The following is a 19,082-nucleotide window of genomic DNA, read 5'->3' as shown; positions in this document are numbered from 1 at the left end:
CCGCATCCGCAGTCGCGGGCGGCACCCGCACAGACGGCGCAGGTGCCGCCCGCGACTGCGGATGCGGTGCCCGATTCGCCGGGGCAGGGCGCCGCCGACCTGCCGCCGCTGCAAACGACGGTCCCCGAGGTTGCGGCACCGCCACTCGCGGCCGCGCCCGAAGCCGACGATACCGCAGCCGTCGCGGCGCCCGATGGAGGGTCGTCGGACACGCCGCTGTGGGCCTGGGCGCTCGCGGTGCTCGCCGCGCTGGGCGCCGGGCTTTGGTACTGGCGCCGCCGTCCGGCGCTGGCGGGCCGGGTTGACGATGCCGTCGCCGACGCGCCGCGTCCGGTCCCCCCGCGGCCCGCGCCGCGCGCCGCGACGCCGCCCGCGCCGACGCCGACGCCGGAGCGCGTTCCCGCGCCGCCGACGCCACGCCCCGCGTCGCCGCTGGTCAATCGCGCCGCGGGCGAACGCCGCGCGGTGGTCGGCATGGCGCTCGATATTCGCGGCATCCGCTTTGCCCCCGATCATGTCGTGGTCGCTTTCTCGCTCCACCTGATCAACCAGGGCATCATGCCCGCGACCGGCCTGATGGTCCGCATCGCGCTCAACCAGGGCTCGGCGATGCCCGAGCCGGTGCTGAGCCGTTTCTTTGACGGGGCGGGGGGCAGCGTGCTGCGCGATGATATGACGCTCGATGCCGGGGCGGGCGAGGAATTGTCGACCGAAGTCATGCTGCCGCGCGCCGCGATCGAACCGCTGATGATCGGCGGCAAACCGATGCTGGTGCCGGTGATCGCGTTCGACGTCACCTATCATTGGGATGGCGAGGGTGAGGCTTTCGGCCAGAATGCCGGGAGTTTCGTGCTGGGCCGCGAACAGGGGACGGGGGCGAGCGACAAGCTGGCGCCGTTGCCGCTCGACCGCCCATCCTATCAGGTCGATGCGCCGGGCGCGCGCGCGACCGCGATCAAGCGCGCCCAATAGAATCGCGCGCGGCGGTGTCGAACCGCGAATTATTGTTGCAGCGCAGCATGGGCTGAGGCACAGCGCCACCGTGCTTGAAAAAGAGCACGGTGGGGCATAGGCTTGGCCTCCCCGGAAAGAACGGCGCAGGATGACCGGCGAAGGGACGGGTAAAGTTCCGATCGGTCGCAACAGGAGCATGACATGGACGCCTTGGTCTCAACCGACTGGCTGGAACGCGAACTGGGGGCGTCGGACCTGCGGGTCGTCGACGCGACGAAATTCATGGACGACGCGGGCCGCGACGCGCGCGGCGAATATGAGGCGGGGCATATCCCGGGCGCGGTATTCATGGACTTGGCCGAGCTGACCGACGCGTCGAACGCCGTCGACAATATGGCGCCGCCCGCCGAAAAATTCGCCAGCCGCATGCAATCGCTGGGACTGGGTGATGGCAGCCGCATCGTGTTGTACGACGACAGCCCGCTGAAAAGCGCGGCGCGCGCGTGGTGGCTGCTCAAACTGTTCGGCGCGCATGATGTTGCGCTGCTCGACGGCGGGCTGGCAAAGTGGAAGGCCGAGGGCCGCGCGCTCGAAATGGGCAAGCAGACGCTGCGCCACCGCCATTTCACCGTGTGGCGCGACGCGAAAGCGGTGCGGACCAAGGATCAGATGCTGGCGAACCTCGCCAGCGGCGCAGAACAGGTCGTCGATGCGCGCCCCACGGCGCGCTTCACCGGCGAAGAGCGCGATCCGCGTCCGGGCGTGGCGCCGGGGCATATCCCGGGCTCGCGCAGCTTGCCGCACAGCGCGCTGTTCAACGCCGACGGCACGTGGAAGCGTGGCGATGATTTGCAGGCGGCGTTCGACGCCGCGGGAATCGACCTCGACAAGCCGCTCGTTGCGACCTGCGGCAGCGGCATGACCGCAACCGTTTTGGCATTCGGCGCGCATCTGCTCGGCAAGGACGATGTCGCGGTGTATGACGGCAGCTGGACCGAATGGGGCGCCGACCCGGCGACACCGAAGGCAACCGGCGCGGCTTGACAGCGAAAACCGTCGCCCCCGCGAAGGCGGGGGCCGCTGGCGGTTCGAACCTTCATTGCTGAGCAAGGCTGCTAACGGCCCCCGCCTTCGCGGGGGCGACGTTAATCCGCGCACTGGATTTTGGTCCATGCTCCGCTAACAAGGCTGAATGAGCAAAAGCGACGACGAGAGCCACCGCCCCGCCACCCGGCTGGTGCAGGGCGGGCGGCGGCCCGAGTGGACGGGGGATCCGCGGCTGGGCGGCGGCGTGGTCAATCCGCCGGTGTGGCGCGCCTCGACGATCCTTTACGACAATATCGCCGACCTCGACGCGCGCGGACATGCGACGCACGACAAGCTGTATTACGGCCGTCGCGGCACCCCGACGGTGTGGGCGCTCGCCGATGCGCTGACCGGGATGGAGCCGGGAGCGGCGGGGACTTTGCTCTATCCCTCGGGCGTTGCGGCCAATTCGGCGGGGTTGCTCGCACTGCTCGCGCCCGGCGACCATCTGCTGATGGTCGACAGCGCTTATGAGCCGACGCGCGCCTTTTGTGACGGGCTGCTCGCGCGCTATGGCGTGACGACGACCTATTATGATTCGCTGGTCGGTGCTGGCATCGCCGACCTGATCCGGCCGGAAACGAAACTGATCTTTCTCGAATCGCCCGGCAGCCTGACCTTTGAGGTGCAGGATATTCCCGCGATTACGGCGTTCGCGCGCGAGCGCGGGGTGCTGACAATGCTCGACAACACCTGGGCGACGCCGTTGCTGTTCCCCGCATTGGCGCACGGGGTCGATGTGACAATGATGAGCCTGACCAAATATGTCGGCGGCCACAGCGACGCGATGATGGGATCGCTGACCGCGACGAAAGCGGTATGGCCGCGGTTGCGCAGCGCGGCGTATCAGCTGGGGCAGGCGGTCTCGCCCGACGATTGCGCGCTGATGCTGCGCGGGCTGCGCACACTCGACGTGCGGATGGCGCGGCATGGCGAAAACGGGCTGGCAGTGGCGAACTGGCTCGCGGCGCGGGCAGACGTTGGCCGCGTGCTGCACCCGGCGCTGCTTGGCGATCCGGGTCATGCGATCTGGGCGCGCGACTTTTCGGGAACCAGCGGGCTGTTCGGCTTTACCCTGAGGGGTGCCGACGGTGCGGGCCGCGCGCGCTTTATCGACGCGCTGTCGCTGTTCGGCATCGGGTTCAGCTGGGGCGGCTTTGAAAGCCTGGTCGTGCCGGGCAACCCGATTCGCACCGCGACTGAATGGACCGACCCCGACCCGCTGGTGCGGCTGTCGATCGGGCTGGAAGACCCTGCGGACCTGACCGCCGATCTCGAGCGCGGCTTTGGCGCGATGGCCGACGCATGATCAGCATCGACGATCTCGCCGCCCGGATGGGTTTTCCTTCGCTCGCTGACGCGCGGCTGGTGGAGCTTGCGATCGCCGCGGCGCTCGGTGCGCTCGCGCTCGGCATCGGCTGGCTGGTCAAACGCGGGCTGGGCACGCGCCTCGCCGATTGGCTGCACGGGCAGGAATTCGGCGCCCCCGGACCGCTGGCCGCGCGCGCGGCGGCGATGCTCGGCTGGCTCGCCGCGTTGTTGTTCGTCGGCATCGCGATCGCGGTGTGGCCGTGGGATCCTTTTGCGCTGCTGCTGCTCGACATTGTGCTGGCGATCAGCGTGGCGGTGCTGATCCGCAACATTCTGGTCGGGGTCGGGCTGAACGACGCGATCGCGCTGACGGGTGCGTTTGTTGCGCTCGTCGTGATGCTGTCGCGCGCGGTCGGCGGTCTCGCCATGTTGCAGGAACGGCTGGACAGCGTCGGCCTTTCGGTCGGCGCGCGCCATTTCTCGCTATTGTCGGCGATCAACATCCTGCTGACGGTGATCATCCTGTTCACCATCGTGCGCGTCGCCAACCGGGTGCTGCGCCGGATGATCAAGGGCAGCGACAAATTCGACCCGACCCAGCGGCTGCTGATCGAAAAGATCGCCGGCGTCGTGATTATCGTTGCGGCGTTTTTTGTCGGCATCGACCTGCTTGGCATCGACCTCACCGCCTTTGCGGTGTTTTCGGGCGCGCTGGGGCTGGCGATCGGTTTCGGGCTGCAAAAGACCGTCGGCAACCTGATAGCGGGAATCATCCTGCTGATGGACCGCTCGATCAAGCCCGGCGACGTGATCGTTGTCGGCGACAGTTTCGGCTGGGTCAACAAGATCGGGGTGCGCGCGGTGTCGGTCATCACGCGCGAGGGCAAGGAACATCTGATCCCGAACGAAATCCTGATGACGCAGGAGGTCGAGAACTGGAGCTATTCGAGCCGCACGGTACGCGTGAAGATCGCGGTCGGGGTCGCTTATGACACCGACCTGCGGTTGGCGCAGACGCTGATGATCGAAGCGGCCAAGGAATCGAAGCGCGTGCTGGAGGAACCCGTGCCGGTGTGCTGGATCACCGGGTTCGGCGACAGCAGCGTCGATCATGAGGTGCGTTTCTGGATCACCGATCCCGAGGCCGGGATCGGCAACATCAAGGGCGATGTGTTCCTGCGGATCTGGGACAAGTTCCACGCGGCGGGGATCGAAATTCCCTATCCGCAGCGCGACCTGCGCGTCCGTGACTGGCCCGACGCTGCAGCCAAGCCGGTCAAGCCGAAAGGCTGAACCGCCGCCCCCGCGGTGCGGGAGCGGCGAGCGGGATCAGAACCCCACCTTCTTCGCGCGCTCGACGCATTCGACGATGATGCGCTTCGCTTCGTCGACATCGCCCCAGCCGTTGAGCTTGGCCCATTTGCCGGGTTCGAGATCTTTGTAATGGGTGAAGAAATGTTCGATCTGTTGCAGCACGATCGGCGGCATGTCGGTGTAGCTGGCGACATCGGCATAATAGGGGAAGGTCTTGTTGACCGGGACGCACAGCAGCTTTTCGTCGCCGCCCGCGTCGTCTTCCATCAGCAGCACGCCGATCGGACGGCATTTGACGACCGCACCCGCGACGATCGGCGAGCGCGCGACGACGAGCGCGTCGAGCGGATCGCCATCCTCGCCCAGCGTGTGCGGGACGAAGCCGTAATTGGCAGGATAGCGCATCGGGGTGTGGAGGAAGCGATCGACGAACAGCGCGCCCGACGCCTTGTCGAACTCGTACTTCACAGGCTCGCCGCCGATCGGCACTTCGATCAGGACGTTGAGGCTGTCGGGCGGATTGTCGCCGGCGGGGATCAGGTCGATGCGCATGGGAGAGTGGAGTCCTTTTGGTTTTGATTCGCCGGGCGCCTTAGACCCTGAGGGCGAGGGAGGGAAGGTGAGAGCTTGGTTCCCCTCCCGCTTGCGGGAGGGGTTAGGGGTGGGCGCGAGCGTAGCGAGCAAGCGATGCTGCGCCTGCCCACCCCGCTGCGACTAGCCAGCAAGCTGGCAAGTCTCGCTGCCCCTCCCGCGGGCGGGAGGGGAGTTAGAGCTGCCGCCTCGGCGCCAGCAGTCGGTCGAACCAGTCCGGCCCGCTGCCAACCTTTTCGAGGTGCGGCCAGCGCAGCCCGCCATGATAGGCAAGATCGATCTGGCGATAGCGCCCGCCGCGCTCGACGAGCAGCCGCACCGGCGTCTTGCCGTCGGTGGCGGCGCGGATCGCAGCCTCCAGCCGCTCCCGGCTATAGGTGGTGCCGTCGACCGCGACGATCTTGGTGCCATTGACGATGTCGGCCTTGAACGCCGGACTGTCCCACAGGATCGCACCCGCGACCCCGTCCTTGTCGATCGTCATCCCCAGCGAGTGCGTCAGGTCGAGGTTTTTTGCCTGCGCCATGCGGTCGCGGTCATACACATTCGGGGTATCGCGCCACGCCAGCCGGTATCCCGCGCGTTCGATGCCGCGGACCGGCGCGCCTTGCCCCGGGGTCTGCAACCGTTCGCGCAGGAAACGCGCCCAATCATAAGGATGAACGGCGTTCAGCGCCGCGACGACATCGTCGAAATCATAAGCGTGCTGTCCCCAATCACCCTCGCGCCCGCCGAAAAAGGCGCTCGCGAAATCGTCGAGGCTTTTGGCGTCGTTGGTGGCCTGGCGGATCAGCAGGTCAGCCTCGAGCCAGGTCAGCGATCCCTCATTGTAATAATCCTCGCCGCGTGCCCAGCTGGCGAAGGGCTTGGGCTTGCGCGCCGCCATGACCGGGTCGAGCGTCGTATCCTCGACCGCGCGCCATTCGCGCCCCGGCTGGACGCTGTAAAAGCCCGCGTGCGTCGCCCATTCGGCGAGCACCATATCCTTTGACTGCATCCCCGATCGGCCGGCGAGGACGAGGTCCCAATAGCTCGTCTGACCTTCGTACACCCACAGCAGATTGCCCTGCATCGGGGTACGGAAATCGGGGGTCCATAATTTGTCGGGACGGCGATATTTGCCGTTCCAGCTGTGGACCAGCTCGTGCGGGAGCAGCCCGCGTTCGCTGTCATTCTCGTCCCACTCGGTGAAATAGTCGCGGTTGCGGCTGTTTTCGCTGCTCCGGTGATGCTCCAGCCCGATGCCGCCGAGTTCATCGGTCAGCGCGAGGAGGAATTCATAACGGTCGAAATGGCGGACGCCGAACAGTGCCACGGCTTCGGACACCAGCGCCGCGTGGCGCGCGATATGGTCGGGGCGGGCGTCGAGATATTTTGCTTCGTCGGCGACGACGTTCAGCGTGACATTCTGCCCCAGATCCCATTTGCGGAAATGGCGCCCGGCGAACATCGGGCTGTCGACGAGAACCTCGTAATTGGTCGGGGCGAAGCTGTAGCGGTTGCCGCTGACCTTCAGCCCATCGAGCGCCGCGGCGCCGGTCCACCCGTCGGGCAAGGTCACTTCCAGCTGCACCGGGATTTGCCGGGTGAAATAGCCCGCGGGGTAGAGGCTGACCTGTTCCCATTGCAGGTTCATCATCGCCGGGGTGACAACGACGCGCCCCTCGCTGGTGCGCGTCGGCGACAGGAAGTCGAACGCGACGTCGATGCTCTTCACCCCCGCGGGGACATCGACGTCGAAGGCATAGACATCGGTCGGCTGGCGCGTCCACGTCAGCGGCTTGCCGCCCGCAGTCGGTTTGAACCCCGCCATTTCGGCGATCGCGCCGCGCGGCGCATGCTTGCCGGGCAGCCATTCGGGATAGAGCAGGGTCAGCTTGCCGGGCCTGGCGACCGGGATCGTCTGGCGCACGCGAAAGATGCCGCGCGCGACGTCGGTGGCATCGACGCGAAGCTGCATCGTACCGGGATAGGGTTTGTCGGCGGGCAGCGGGATGACGTGCGGTTGGACCACCGGCTGCGGGCGGCTGTTGCCGGTTTGGGCAGAAGCGGCGGGGGTGATGGCGATGAGGGCGGTGGCGACGAGCAGTTGTTTTTTCATGGGTTGGTTGTGACGGCAAATGGGCGTGAGGTCCAGACGTGGACATCCTTCTCCCGTCGGGAGAAGGATACGCAGCCTTGCCGCGGCACGCGGCTAGGCGGAGTTGGATGAGGGGATGGAAAGCGGCTGCGCGCGCGCCGTTCGATCCCCTCACCCAGCTTCGACTAGCCAGCAAGCTGGTAAGTCTGCGCAACCCTCTCCCGGCGGGAGAGGGGACTTTGCGCCTCCGCGAAAATCGACTAGACGCCGCGCGCATGAGCAAGGACAAATCCGCCAAGATCCCGACCCCGCAGGCCGTGCGCGGCACCCAGGACATGCTGGGCGATTTCGCCGACCGTTTCGCGCATGTGGTCGAGACGTTCGAACGGGTGCGGCGGCTGTATGGCTACAAGCGGGTCGAGGTACCGGTGATCGAACCGACCGCGGTGTTCGCGCGGTCGCTGGGCGAAACCACCGACGTTGTGTCGAAGGAAATGTATTCGTTCGACGATCGCGGCGGCGAATCGATCACGCTGCGCCCCGAATTCACCGCGGGGATCGCGCGGGCGTATATCACCAACGGCTGGCAGCAGTTCGCGCCGCTCAAAGTGGCGACGCATGGGCCGCTGTTCCGCTACGAGCGGCCGCAAAAGGGGCGGTATCGCCAGTTTCACCAACTGGATGCCGAAGTGCTGGGCAGCGACAGCCCGCTCGCCGATGCCGAATTGCTGGTGTTCGCCGATCAGCTGCTGAAGGAGTTGGGGATTGCCGAGGGTGTGACGCTGACGCTCAACACATTGGGCGATGCGGAAAGCCGCGATGCGTGGCGCGCGGCGCTGGTCGAGCATTTCGAAAGCCATCGCGGCGCCCTCAGCGAGGACAGTCTCGCGCGGCTCGACAAGAATCCGATGCGTATCCTCGACAGCAAGGACCCGCGCGACCGCCCGATCGCCGACAGCGCGCCCGATATCGACGCGTTTCTGACCGCCGAGGCGCAGGATTTCTTCGGCGCGGTCACGTCGGGCCTCGACGCCGCCGGTGTGGCGTGGGAGCGCAATGCGCGGCTGGTCCGCGGGCTCGACTATTATCGCCACACCGCGTTCGAATTCGTCACCGACCGCTTGGGCGCACAGGGCACGGTGCTCGGCGGCGGACGCTACGACGGCCTGATCGAGGCGCTCGGTGGGCCGCCGACGCCGGCGGTCGGCTGGGCCGCGGGGATCGAGCGGCTGGCGATGTTGGTGCAAGAATCCGGTTCGTTTAGAACTCATGTGCCGGACATTGCCGTGGTCGCGGAAAATATCGATTGCGAGCTTACGGCTTGCAGCCTGGCTGCAGTGTTCCGCCGGTCAGGTTTCTGGGCTGAACTGGTGGCGACTGGTAGTCCTCGAAAGCGTTTCGACCGCGCACGTAAGCTTGATCCCGCACTTATCGTGTCCCTCGACGTTCGCGATGGGGTTCACACGCGCAGCATCAAGCTTCTGGATGAGCGTTATAATCGGTCGCCCGCCGCCCACGCCGTCTTCGATTCCTTTTTCTCGTCACCCTGAACTTGTTTCAGGGTCCATGGCCTGACCTCGAAACAGGCGCTGCGTTGACCGAAAGAGCTGGCCATGGATGCTGAAACAAGTTCAGCATGACGAAGATTTGAAATGACAGTGAGTAGATGACCTCCGTTTCCGCCCGCCAGATCGACGCCATCATCGAACGCCACGCCGCCTTGCAGGCGCGCATGGCGACCGGCGATATGGTGCCCGCCGATTTCGTCGCGGCGTCGAAAGAATTCGCCGAGCTGGAGCCCGTCGCCACGGCGGCGCGCGAAGTCGTGCGGCTGCGCGGCGAATTGACTTCGCTGACCGAAATGCTGACCGATCCCGAGATGAAGGCGATGGCGGCCGAGGAAATCGCCGCGGTCGAGGCGGCGCTGCCTGCCGCCGAGCATGACCTCGCGCTCCAGCTGCTGCCCAAGGATGTCGCCGACGCGCGCGCCGCGATGCTCGAAATTCGCGCCGGGACCGGCGGCGACGAGGCGGCGCTGTTCGCGGGCGATCTCTTGCGCATGTACAGCCGCTATGCCGATGGGCAGGGGTGGAAGGTCGAAATCATCTCGGCGAACGAGGCCGAAATGGGCGGATACAAGGAAGTCGTCGCGTCGGTGACGGGGCAGGGCGTGTTCGCCAAGCTCAAGTTCGAAAGCGGCGTCCACCGGGTGCAGCGCGTTCCCGCGACCGAAAGCCAGGGACGCATCCACACCAGCGCGGCGACCGTCGCGGTGCTGCCCGAGGCCGAAGAAGTCGACGTCGCGATCAACGACAGCGACCTCAAGATCGACATCTACCGCGCGTCGGGCGCTGGCGGGCAGCACGTCAACACCACCGATTCGGCGATCCGCATCACCCATATTCCGTCGGGTCTGGTCGTGATCCAGCAGGACCAGCGCAGCCAGCACAAGAACCGCGCCAAGGCGATGCAGGTGCTGCGCGCGCGGCTCTATGATCTGGAGCGCGAAAAGATTCATAGCGCCGAGGCGTCGGCGCGCAAGTCGATGGTTGGATCGGGCGACCGTTCCGAACGCATCCGCACCTATAATTTCCCGCAAGGCCGGGTGACCGACCACCGCATCAACCTGACCCTCCACCGCCTGCCCGAAATCATCGAGGGGGCGATGGACGAACTGATCGACGCGCTGATCGCCGAGGACCAGGCGCAGCGGCTGGCGGGGCTGGGTGACTGACCGCCCGGCTTATGTGGGGGCGGCCGAGTCGCTCCGCACCGCGACCAACCTGCTGACCGGGGTCAGCGACACCCCGCGGCTCGATGCCGAACTGCTGATGGCGCATGCGCTGGGGGTCGAGCGGCAGGACGTGCTGCTCGATCCGGCGCGGTACGACGTGCCCGAGCTTTATGCGCATCTGGTCGCGCGGCGGGTGGCGCATGAGCCGATCGCTTACATCGTCGGTTACCGCGATTTCTGGACGCTGCGGCTTGCGGTCGGGCCGGGGGCGCTGATCCCGCGCCCCGACAGCGAAACATTGGTCGAAGCGTGTCTGGACTTCGCGCGGCACGAACGGGAGGCGGGTTGGCCTTTGCGAATCCTGGACCTCGGGACCGGGCCGGGGACATTGCTCCTTGCGGTACTCAGCGAGTTTACGGGGGCAACAGGGCTGGGTGTCGATGCATCCGAACAGGCGCTGGCCTATGCGCGTGATAATGCCCGGGATTTGGGGATGGCGGATCGCGCTACCTTCCAGTCGGGCGATTGGGGGGCGGGTATCGACGGGCCGTTCGACCTGATCCTGTGCAACCCGCCCTATATCGGCGCCGATGAGCCGCTGATGCCCGATGTCGCGGATCACGAGCCCGCGGGCGCGCTGTTTGCAGGGTTCGACGGGCTCGACGACTATCGCCGCATCATTCCCGATCTGCCGCGCCTGCTGGCCCCCGGTGGCATAGCGGTGCTTGAAATCGGCGCGGCCCAGCATATTTCGGTGCGCGAACTCGCCGAAGCGGCGGGGTTTGACGTGGCGTGCCGCCAGGATCTGGCAGGCCGTGACCGGGCGCTTTTGTTGACCCGCGGCTGACCGGCCCGCGCAAATATCGCTTGGTTTTCGCCGCAAAGCGGGTTAGGGGCCGGACACAGACCCGGCTGGGACACCTTTGGCGATGCACTGCATCGATACTGGTCCGGCGGATCTGCTTCCCACTTACGATGTTCGACCGGGCCTTGGCCCAGGCGAGCGGTAAAGGGCAAGAACCGCGCACGGCGCGCGGGCACGACGCGTCAACAGCGCGATCGGCCAAAAGGGGTTGGCATAGCTTATTTAGCTTTTCGACAGGATGTCTCAGTTGAACATGAACAACCGCCAAAGCGGTCGCCGTCGCGGCCGCAACAATAACAACAACAGCAATAACAACCGGTCGCAATCGGGCGGCCGCGGTGGGGTTGATCAGGCGAACCGTATCGACAGCCGCGCGCGCGGCAACGGCGCCCAGATGATCGAGAAATACCGCAACCTGGCGCGCGACGCGCAGCTGGCCGGGGATCGCGTGCAGACCGAATATTATCTTCAGTTCGCCGACCATTATTTCCGCGTTGTGAGCGATTTTCGCGCGCGTCAGGAAGAAAAGGCGGCGGCGAACGGCCAGGAACGCGGGCCGGACCGCCAGCGCGAGATTCGCGGCGTCGAAGATTTCGACGGCCATGACGACAGCGATCTGGATATGGACGCCGACCGCGACGACAATGGCGACGACAATCGCGGCGAGCGGAATGACCGCAATGACCGCAATGACCGCAACGATCGCGGGGACCGCCCCGAACGCAGCCAGCGCGAAGCGCGCGGCAATCGCGACACGCGCGGCGACCGCGACGATGATCATCGCGGCAACCGCCAGTCGCAGGACCGCCCGCGCCGCGATCGCGACGAGGGGCGCAGCGATGCGCGGAACAGCGATAGCGATGACGCGAGCGGTTACGACGGCGAAACCGTCGCCGAGGAAGCCCCGGCGCCGCGCGCCAGTCGCCGCAGCCCGCGCCGTCCGCGCGCGGTCGAGGCGGGCGGCAATGACGATGGCGGCAATGCCGGTATCGACACGGCCGTGCTGCCCCCCGCCATCGGCCGCCCCGAACGCGGCGCCGAAGTCGACGCCGCGACCGGCGACGAGGAAGCGCCCGCCGCCAAGCCGCGCCGCACCCGCCGCACGCTCGCGGCGCGCAATCCCGGTGTCGAAGCGGCCGAATAGAAGTACATCTTCGCGCTGGTCATCGACCGCGACATGCCATAGCCTCCCCGCCGAACCATCTGCGGGGAGGCTTTTTTATGCGCGCTTTGGCAAGGACTTGCGGGGCGATCGTCGTCGCATTGGCGTGGGCAGGCCAACCGGCGACGGCGCAGGACCCCACGGCGGGCAATACGCAGGGCAAGCTGTCGGTCACCATCTATAACGGCGGGCAGGCGCTGGTGCAGGACATCCGCCAGATCGCCTTCCCGACCGGGCGCACGCGCCAGGAATTTCCCGACGTCTCGGCGCAGATCCGGCCGCAGACGGTGTCCTTTGCCGCCGACGCCACTGCGATCGTCGAACAGAATTTCGACTATGACCTGCTGTCGCCCAATGCCTTGATGCAAAAGGCGGTCGGCGAGACGGTGACGCTGCTGCGCACCAATGTCGCGACCGGCGCCGAAACGCGCGAGCGCGCCAAGGTGCTGGCGGTCAATGGCGGGGTGGTGCTGCAGATCGGGCCGCGGATCGAGGTGTTGCGCGACGATGGCATGCCGGTGCGCGTCATCTTCGACAAGATTCCGACGAACCTGCGCGCCAAGCCGACGCTGTCGATCACCGTCGACAGCCAGCGCGCCGGTACGCGTCCCGCCACGCTGTCCTATCTGACCGGTGGGCTCGGCTGGTCGGCCGACTATGTCTCGCTCTATGACGAAAAGGCGGGGACGGTCGATGTCCAGGGGTGGGTGACGCTGAATAACAGCACCGGCACGACCTTTGACGAGGCGCGCACGCTGCTGGTGGCAGGAACGCCGTCGGGACAGGCGGCCAACAGCCGCTATCGCCCGACCCCGCCGGGCAATATCCGCCGCGCCGGGACCGAGACCGCGCCGCGCGAACAGCTTGGCGACTATTATCTCTATCCGCTCGCCGAACGCACGACGATCGCCAACGCGCAGACGAAACAGGTCAGCTTCCTCGACGTCAGCGGAGTGCCGGCGCAGAAAATCTATGAATATAGCGTGTCGGGCTTTGACTCGATGACCGAGCCGCGCAGCGCCGCGAGCGTCATCAAGTTTAACACCAGTGCGAAGGGCGGCGGGCTGGGCGATGCGCTCCCGGCCGGGACCGTGCGCTTTTACCAGCGCGACCTGCGCGGCGATCCCCAGTTCATCGGCGAGAACAGCATTGGTCACACCCCGATGGGCAGCGAGCTGGGGCTGGCGACCGGCGAGGCGTTCGATGTGAAGGTGCAGTCGACAGTCGTCAAACGCGAGCGCATGTCGCCGCGCATCTGGCGTACCTCGATGTCATATCTGCTCACCAACGCGCGCGCGCAGCCGGTGACGATCGACCTCGTCCAGCGCGGGCTCGACTGGTATTGGGACGACACGCGCATCATCACCGAAAGCCAGAAGAGCGAACGGCTCGACAGCGACGGGACGAAGTGGCGCGTCGCGATGCCCGCCAATGGCGAGGTGACGATCACCGCGACCTTCGAAACACGTTACTGACGGCGGAGCGATGCGCCGCTGGCCGCTCTTGCTGCTGATGCTCGCCGCATCGCCCGCCGCGGCGCAGTCGGTGGTGACCTCGGTCGCACCCGATGCGGTGGCGGTCAGCGTCTTTCGCGATCCCGGGCGCGGCGAGGGCGGCGAAATCGAGCCGGGCTGGCTGAACGGCTTTGCGCTGATCTCTGAAACGCGCACGATCGACCTGGCCGCGGGCGAATCGGTGGTGCGGTTCGAGGGCGTTGCCGAAGGCATGATCGCCGTGTCGGCGATCGTCACCGGCTTGCCCGGCGGCGTCGTGCAAAAGAATCGCGACGCCGCGCTGCTCTCGCCCGCAAGCCTGCTCGACGGGTCGCTGGGCAACCGCGTGCATCTCCGCCGCACCGACCGCGCCACGGGACAGGTGACCGAGCAGGAGGCGATCATCCGGTCGGGACCGCAGGGCGCGGTGGTGCTGCAAACCGCCGCGGGGTTCGAATCGCTGCGCTGCACCGGGCTGCCCGAATCGATCGTCTATGACGGGGTGCCAGCGGGGCTGACCGCCAAGCCGACGCTGTCGGTGACGACGCGCAGTCCGGCGGCGCAGCGGGTGACCGTGACGCTGACCTACCTCGCGACGGGGTTCGACTGGGCGAGCAATTATGTCGCGCGCGTTGCGGCCGATGGCCGCACGCTCGACCTGTTCGCCTGGCTCACCGTCGCGAACAGCAACGCCGAAAGCTTTGCCGACGCGCGGCTGGCGGCGATCGCCGGGACGCTGAACAAGGTTTCCGATTTCAAGGCGCTGGCCGATGTGCCGCAGGCGCCGCCGCTGCGGCTCAGCTGTTTTCCGCTCGGGACCGGCCGTTATGGCACGCCGCCGCCACCCCCCGCGCCGCCGCCAGCGATGATGTCTGTCGCCGACGCATCGGACATCGTCGTGACCGGATCGCGCATCGCCCGCTACGAGTTTATGTCAGCGCCCATTGCAGTGATGGCCAGTCAGGAAGATCTGGGCGATCTGAAACTGTACCGGGTTCCGGTCCCGGTCACGGTAGCGGCCAACGGGCAGAAACAGGTCGCGCTGCTGATCAAGGATCGCGTGCCGTTCAAGACCATCTATCGCCTGCGCAGCTCGCCGGACGACCGGTTCGAGTCGATGGAGACCGAGCGCGTCTTGCGGATGGAGAATAAGGAAGTAGCGCGACTGGGCGTGCCGCTGCCCAGCGGCCAGGTTGCGGTATTCGCGCCACGCGGCAACGAATCGCTGCTCGTCGGCGAAGGGTCGGTGCGCGATCATGCGGTCGGCGAGAAGGTCGACCTGGTCATCGGCGAAAGCAGCCAGGTGCGCGTCGATATTGCCCGGGGGGTCGCACCAAAGATGGCCGACAACGACTACCGCGTCACCGTGACCAACGCCAATCCGTTCGCGGTCGATTTTGAGCTGGGCTTTTACGTCGATCCCGATCCGAAGCTCGACAAGCGACTGCGCAAGCTCCCGCGTCGCGATGGCCTGCTGACCTGGGCGATCCGGGTTCCGGCCAACGACAGCCGCAGTTTCGACTATCGGTTTGTCGAGCCCGAATAGCGTTGCGACGCTAGACCGGCGGCAAGGCGCGCGGTCGGTGATTCTCGTCGAGCGCGACGAAGGTGAACAGCCCGCCGGTGACCTTCACCTCTTCCTGTCCGCGCCCGCGCGTCGCGATCACGTCGATGCGGATGCCCATCGACGTGCGCCCGCGCCGTTCGAGATGGGCATAGACCGAGATGATGTCGCGCAGCAGGATCGGCGCCATGAATTCCATCGCCTCGATCGCCACCGTCGCGGTCGGGCCCTGGGCGATCCGCGCGGCAACGATGCCGCCTGCAATGTCCATCTGGCTCAAAACCCAGCCGCCAAAGATGTGGCCATTGCTGTTGATGTCGGCGGGAGCCGGGACCACGCGCAGGATCGGGTCGCGCGCCGCGTTGGAGGCGCTGCTTTCGGTCATGGCTTCAAATCCGGATCATTTTCGAACGGATCTTCGATCGCCTCGTCATGCCCGCTGCCGCTCGACAGAAAGACCAGCCCCATCAGCGCGGCGCCGAGCATGACCGACAGGCCGACACCGGCCGCGGTCGCGATGATCATGTGGATGCTCAGCGCCTCGCCCATGCTGAAGCGCAGCCAGACGAGGGCGCCGACGACCGCAATCAGCGACACCATCACCATGCCGCGCATCAGGCGGCGATAGCGCGCCCAGGCGGTTTTCGCGGTGGCGTCCTTGTCGAGCGGGGAGGGTTTGACCATCGCGCCTCCATGAACCAAGCGGGGGCCAAGGCCAAGCGCGAATGGAATGCGCCCAAATGTTTCGGCTTTGCCGCGAATCATGATAGACTTTGTCCCTACAGAATCGACATGGGGAGCGGCATGGCATGACGATCGGAGCGATTCTCCGCGGGCGTACGGGCCCGGTAATCGCGGCGCGCAAGGAAGATAAGGTCCGCGCCGTCCTCGATCTGCTCGCCCAGCATCGCATCGGCGCGGTGCCGGTGATGGAAGGCGAGGCGATCGTCGGCATTTTTTCCGAACGCGACCTGGTCCGGCTGATGTCGTCCTATGGCCCCGAGGCGCTGGATCGCCAACTCGACGACGTGATGACGAAATCGCCCGTGACCTGCGAACCGTCGACCGCGGTGATGGGCGCGCTGTCGCAGATGACGCAGCGTCGTATCCGCCATTTGCCGGTGGTCGAAGGCGGAAAACTCGTCGGCTTTATTTCGATCGGCGATCTGGTCAAATATCGCATCGACCGCATCGAAGCCGAAGCGGCGGCGATGCGCGACTATATCGCTTCCTGAGTCGCGGCCTCTGCGGCGGGCGGCTGGCGGCGCACGACCAGCCGCACCACTTCGGCGATCGCGTCGCGTTCGAGCAGCCACAACAGCCCGGCATAGAGCGCCACGCCCAAGGCGACGAGCGCCACCAGCCGTAGCGGCGCGGCAATCCCGAGCGGCGCCATCAGCTGCGCCGCCAGCCCGACACCGACCGCCATCGCCAGCGCCGGGGTCAATCCCGGCAACATCGCGCGGCCGACCTCCCACACCGACACCCCGATCAGCGGCGCCGTGCGATACGCCGTGATCAGCAACAGCAGCGGCGCGGCGACCAGCCACGCCCACGCCATGCCGATCAGGCCCCATTGTGCGCCGATCAGAAAGGCGGTCGGAAACAGGATGGCGCCGCTTAGCGCGTTGAACATCGCCAGCGACGGCTTGCCGAGCGCGTTGGCGAGCGGCGCGAACAATATCTGCACCGTCATCAGCATCAGCGCCGGCGCGATAATCTGGACATAGGGCACCATCCCCAGCCATTTCGTGCCGAACACCGTTTCGACCATCGGCGCCGCGGTGACCGCGAGGCCGCAATAGAAAGGCGCGGCGACGAGGGTCAGCAGGCGCACGGTTTTCAGCAAGCTCCACCGCACCGCATCGCCGTCGTGCTTGATCCGCGCATAGGCGGGAAAGGCGACCTCGTTCAGCGGCGGCACAAATTTGGCCATGAAGATCTGCGCGAGGAACAGCGCCTCGGCATAGAGGCCCAGCGCGTGCGGATCGAAGCGGCTGCCCGCGATCAGGATGTCGGACTGGCTTTGCACCAGCCAGAACAGCTGGCTGAACAGGATCGCCGAGCCAAAGCCGATGATCTGGCCGCAGCCCTTGAAATTGAAGCTCGGCCAGACGAGCAGCCGCGCGACGAGGGTCAGCCCGATCGCGCGCGTCCAGAACAGGGCGATCGGGGCATAGACGAGCGTCCACACGCCATAGCCCGCGAGCGCGCAGGCGAGCGCGGTGCTGGCGCCGGCCAGCGCCGCGACCAGATTGACCAATGCCTGCCGCCGAAAATCCAGCGCGCGGCTCATGATCACTTCGGGCAGTGCGATAAAGGGGGTGGCGAGAAAGATCAGCGCCTGGACGCGCAGCAGGTCGGCGACGATCGGCTGGCCATAATAGGCCGCGGCCACCGGGGCGCCAAAATATTGGATCGCCGCGAGCATCCCGTTGAGCAGCAGCAGCAGCCCGAAGGCCTGTCGCAGCCGGAATGGATCGACCGAATCGGACTGAACGAGGGCGCTGGCGAATCCCCAGCCGTTCAGGAAGGCGAGGAAGGCGAGCACGACCTGCGTCATCGCGAACAGCCCGTAGTCGGCCGGGTCGAGCAGGCGAATCACCAGCAGGGTCGACGACCAGGTGATGATCTGCGCCAATATCTGGCTGCCCGACCGCCAGATGACGGCCGAGCGGACGCGATCGCCGAATTTCGCCGTATCGACCTTGCCATCCTGACCGTTGAAATCGCTCAAACGCGCTGCACCTGTCCTTGCGCCGCGCCGCGCACCGGGCGGCGGCGGCTTGACCCCTGATGTCGCCGCTGGCGCCAGGCCAGCATCGGCGGCGCGAGCCACGGAAAGACATTCCATAGTGCGAAGGCGAAGGACCACAATGGGTTGTTCAGATATTGGCGCCCGGCGCGCAATCGCGCGAGGCCGGGCCGGACGTCGCCGGCAATGACCGCCGCCAGCGCTTCCTCGACCTCCAGCCGGTCGAGGTCGGCGGCGCGCACGGCGGCGGCGACGGTGGCTTCATGGCTCCCCGGCATGGCGGCGATGACCTTGTCATACACCCGGATGTTGCCGCGGATGTTCCGCAGCAGGCTGACCGACGCCGATCGCGGGCGGACCCGATAGTCGGCGAGCACCGAATCGACATAGCGAACATGGCCGCCGTCCATCAGCAGCCGCACCCACAGGTCGAAATCCTCCGAATTCGTCATCAATGTGTCGAAGCCGCCGACCCGGTCGAACGCGGCGCGCCGGAATGTCGCGCCGATATAGATCATGAAGCGCCGGTCCAGCACATCGGCGAGGCTCGCGGTCGCGCCGCGATTCTGGTCGTCGCCGATCACCAGTTCCTCTTTTGCCACCGCGCCGAACACGCGCGCGTTGCACGCGGCGATGACCGCGAGCGGATCATCGTTCATCGCCGCGACCATGGAGCCCAGATATGACGGCCGGAACAGATCATCGCCATCGAGCAGCGCGATCAGCGGCGCGCGGCTGGCGGCGATCGCGCGATTGCGGGCGGCCGACACGCCGTGATTCGCGGTCGCGAGGAAATGGATTCGCGGATCGGAGAGATAGGGACGCACGGCGCCGGCGACGTCGTCGGGCGCGCCGTCGTCGATAACGATCGCTTCCCAGTCGGCGAAATCCTGCGCGATTAGCGAATCCAGCGCGGCGCCCAGCCACCGGGCCACCCCATAGGCCGGGACGATCACGGAAATCTGGGGGGCAGGCTGGTCGCTCGGGCTTTTCATCACGCCGTTCCTAACAGGCATCCGCTAATCTTTGGTGAGTCGAACGCGGAAAGGCCGGATTTTGCGGCGCTTTTTCCGCCTCGCCGACTCGATTCGACCCCGCGATGGCGCGTGTGAGGCGGCTTCGACCAGATGGCTATGCAGAGCTCAAACGATCGAGGACATCGAAAAACGCCAG

Annotated in this window: 17 protein-coding genes; 11 read left to right on the top strand and 6 right to left on the bottom strand. The window is 66.4% G+C overall.

Annotation, left to right across the window (positions count from 1 at the left end; translation table 11 throughout):
- From FFS18_RS07675 to FFS18_RS07660, 4 genes are all read left to right on the top strand, one after another.
- Positions 1 to 972: hypothetical protein (locus FFS18_RS07675; protein WP_212743031.1), on the top strand; the 972-nt coding region annotated here is incomplete at its 5' end.
- Between the two features lie 183 nt (positions 973 to 1,155).
- A complete protein-coding gene (gene sseA, locus FFS18_RS07670) occupies positions 1,156 to 1,998 on the top strand; it encodes a 3-mercaptopyruvate sulfurtransferase (protein ID WP_137870383.1) in 843 nt (280 codons plus the stop codon).
- A gap of 148 nt (positions 1,999 to 2,146) precedes the next feature.
- On the top strand, positions 2,147 to 3,349 hold the full coding sequence (metC, locus tag FFS18_RS07665) for a cystathionine beta-lyase (protein ID WP_137870382.1): 1,203 nt from the start codon (positions 2,147 to 2,149) through the stop codon (positions 3,347 to 3,349).
- On the top strand, positions 3,346 to 4,644 hold the full coding sequence (locus FFS18_RS07660; protein WP_137870381.1) for a mechanosensitive ion channel family protein: 1,299 nt from the start codon (positions 3,346 to 3,348) through the stop codon (positions 4,642 to 4,644). Before metC ends, FFS18_RS07660 begins: the two co-directional genes overlap by 4 nt.
- Before the next feature lie 36 nt (positions 4,645 to 4,680).
- On the opposite strand, the gene ppa is transcribed toward FFS18_RS07660, so the two are convergent.
- Both ppa and FFS18_RS07650 read right to left on the bottom strand, forming a co-directional pair.
- Complete coding sequence (gene ppa / locus FFS18_RS07655) at positions 4,681 to 5,217, bottom strand: inorganic diphosphatase (RefSeq protein WP_137870380.1); 537 nt, start codon at positions 5,215 to 5,217, stop codon at positions 4,681 to 4,683.
- Between the two features lie 214 nt (positions 5,218 to 5,431).
- Positions 5,432 to 7,357 (bottom strand): M61 family metallopeptidase, encoded by a 1,926-nt coding sequence (locus FFS18_RS07650; RefSeq protein ID WP_137870379.1) that lies wholly within the window; start codon positions 7,355 to 7,357, stop codon positions 5,432 to 5,434.
- Positions 7,358 to 7,611: 254 nt separating this feature from the next.
- Here FFS18_RS07650 and hisS point away from each other — a divergent pair, with 254 nt between their 5' ends.
- From hisS to FFS18_RS07620, 6 genes are all read left to right on the top strand, one after another.
- Positions 7,612 to 8,886, top strand: a complete 1,275-nt coding sequence (hisS, locus tag FFS18_RS07645; protein ID WP_137870378.1) for a histidine--tRNA ligase — start codon at positions 7,612 to 7,614, stop codon at positions 8,884 to 8,886.
- Between the two features lie 116 nt (positions 8,887 to 9,002).
- A complete protein-coding gene (gene prfA / locus FFS18_RS07640) occupies positions 9,003 to 10,070 on the top strand; it encodes a peptide chain release factor 1 (protein ID WP_137870377.1) in 1,068 nt (355 codons plus the stop codon).
- A 13-nt stretch (positions 10,071 to 10,083) separates the two neighbouring features.
- Positions 10,084 to 10,917: a peptide chain release factor N(5)-glutamine methyltransferase gene (gene prmC, locus FFS18_RS07635; protein ID WP_137870387.1), complete on the top strand. Its 834-nt coding sequence runs from the start codon at positions 10,084 to 10,086 to the stop codon at positions 10,915 to 10,917.
- 271 nt (positions 10,918 to 11,188) lie between these two features.
- Complete coding sequence (locus tag FFS18_RS07630) at positions 11,189 to 12,079, top strand: DUF4167 domain-containing protein (protein WP_171005258.1); 891 nt, start codon at positions 11,189 to 11,191, stop codon at positions 12,077 to 12,079.
- A gap of 77 nt (positions 12,080 to 12,156) precedes the next feature.
- Positions 12,157 to 13,572 (top strand): DUF4139 domain-containing protein, encoded by a 1,416-nt coding sequence (locus FFS18_RS07625; protein ID WP_137870375.1) that lies wholly within the window; start codon positions 12,157 to 12,159, stop codon positions 13,570 to 13,572.
- 10 nt (positions 13,573 to 13,582) lie between these two features.
- Positions 13,583 to 15,136, top strand: a complete 1,554-nt coding sequence (locus tag FFS18_RS07620) for a DUF4139 domain-containing protein (RefSeq protein ID WP_137870374.1) — start codon at positions 13,583 to 13,585, stop codon at positions 15,134 to 15,136.
- Positions 15,137 to 15,146: 10 nt separating this feature from the next.
- Here FFS18_RS07620 and FFS18_RS07615 read toward each other — a convergent pair whose 3' ends face one another.
- Together FFS18_RS07615 and FFS18_RS07610 are read right to left on the bottom strand one after the other, a co-directional pair.
- Complete coding sequence (locus FFS18_RS07615) at positions 15,147 to 15,539, bottom strand: acyl-CoA thioesterase (RefSeq protein ID WP_137870373.1); 393 nt, start codon at positions 15,537 to 15,539, stop codon at positions 15,147 to 15,149.
- Positions 15,536 to 15,838: a hypothetical protein gene (locus tag FFS18_RS07610; RefSeq protein ID WP_137870372.1), complete on the bottom strand. Its 303-nt coding sequence runs from the start codon at positions 15,836 to 15,838 to the stop codon at positions 15,536 to 15,538. Before FFS18_RS07610 ends, FFS18_RS07615 begins: the two co-directional genes overlap by 4 nt.
- A gap of 125 nt (positions 15,839 to 15,963) precedes the next feature.
- Here FFS18_RS07610 and FFS18_RS07605 point away from each other — a divergent pair, with 125 nt between their 5' ends.
- Complete coding sequence (locus tag FFS18_RS07605) at positions 15,964 to 16,389, top strand: CBS domain-containing protein (protein ID WP_137870371.1); 426 nt, start codon at positions 15,964 to 15,966, stop codon at positions 16,387 to 16,389.
- Here FFS18_RS07605 and FFS18_RS07600 read toward each other — a convergent pair.
- Positions 16,374 to 17,891 carry a lipopolysaccharide biosynthesis protein gene (locus tag FFS18_RS07600; protein WP_249340339.1) on the bottom strand — a complete coding sequence of 506 codons (1,518 nt, stop codon included), beginning with the start codon at positions 17,889 to 17,891 and terminating at the stop codon, positions 16,374 to 16,376. The genes FFS18_RS07605 and FFS18_RS07600 overlap by 16 nt on opposite strands.
- Positions 17,888 to 18,904: a glycosyltransferase family 2 protein gene (locus tag FFS18_RS17710; protein ID WP_249340338.1), complete on the bottom strand. Its 1,017-nt coding sequence runs from the start codon at positions 18,902 to 18,904 to the stop codon at positions 17,888 to 17,890. The genes FFS18_RS07600 and FFS18_RS17710 overlap by 4 nt, the downstream gene beginning before the upstream one ends.
- Positions 18,905 to 19,082 lie beyond the last annotated feature (178 nt).

The organism is Sphingopyxis sp. 2PD, assembly GCF_005503695.1.
Lineage (GTDB): Bacteria > Pseudomonadota > Alphaproteobacteria > Sphingomonadales > Sphingomonadaceae > Sphingopyxis.
The sequence above is the reverse complement of the archived record's forward strand: the minus strand, read 5'-3'. Positions and strand labels throughout refer to the sequence as shown.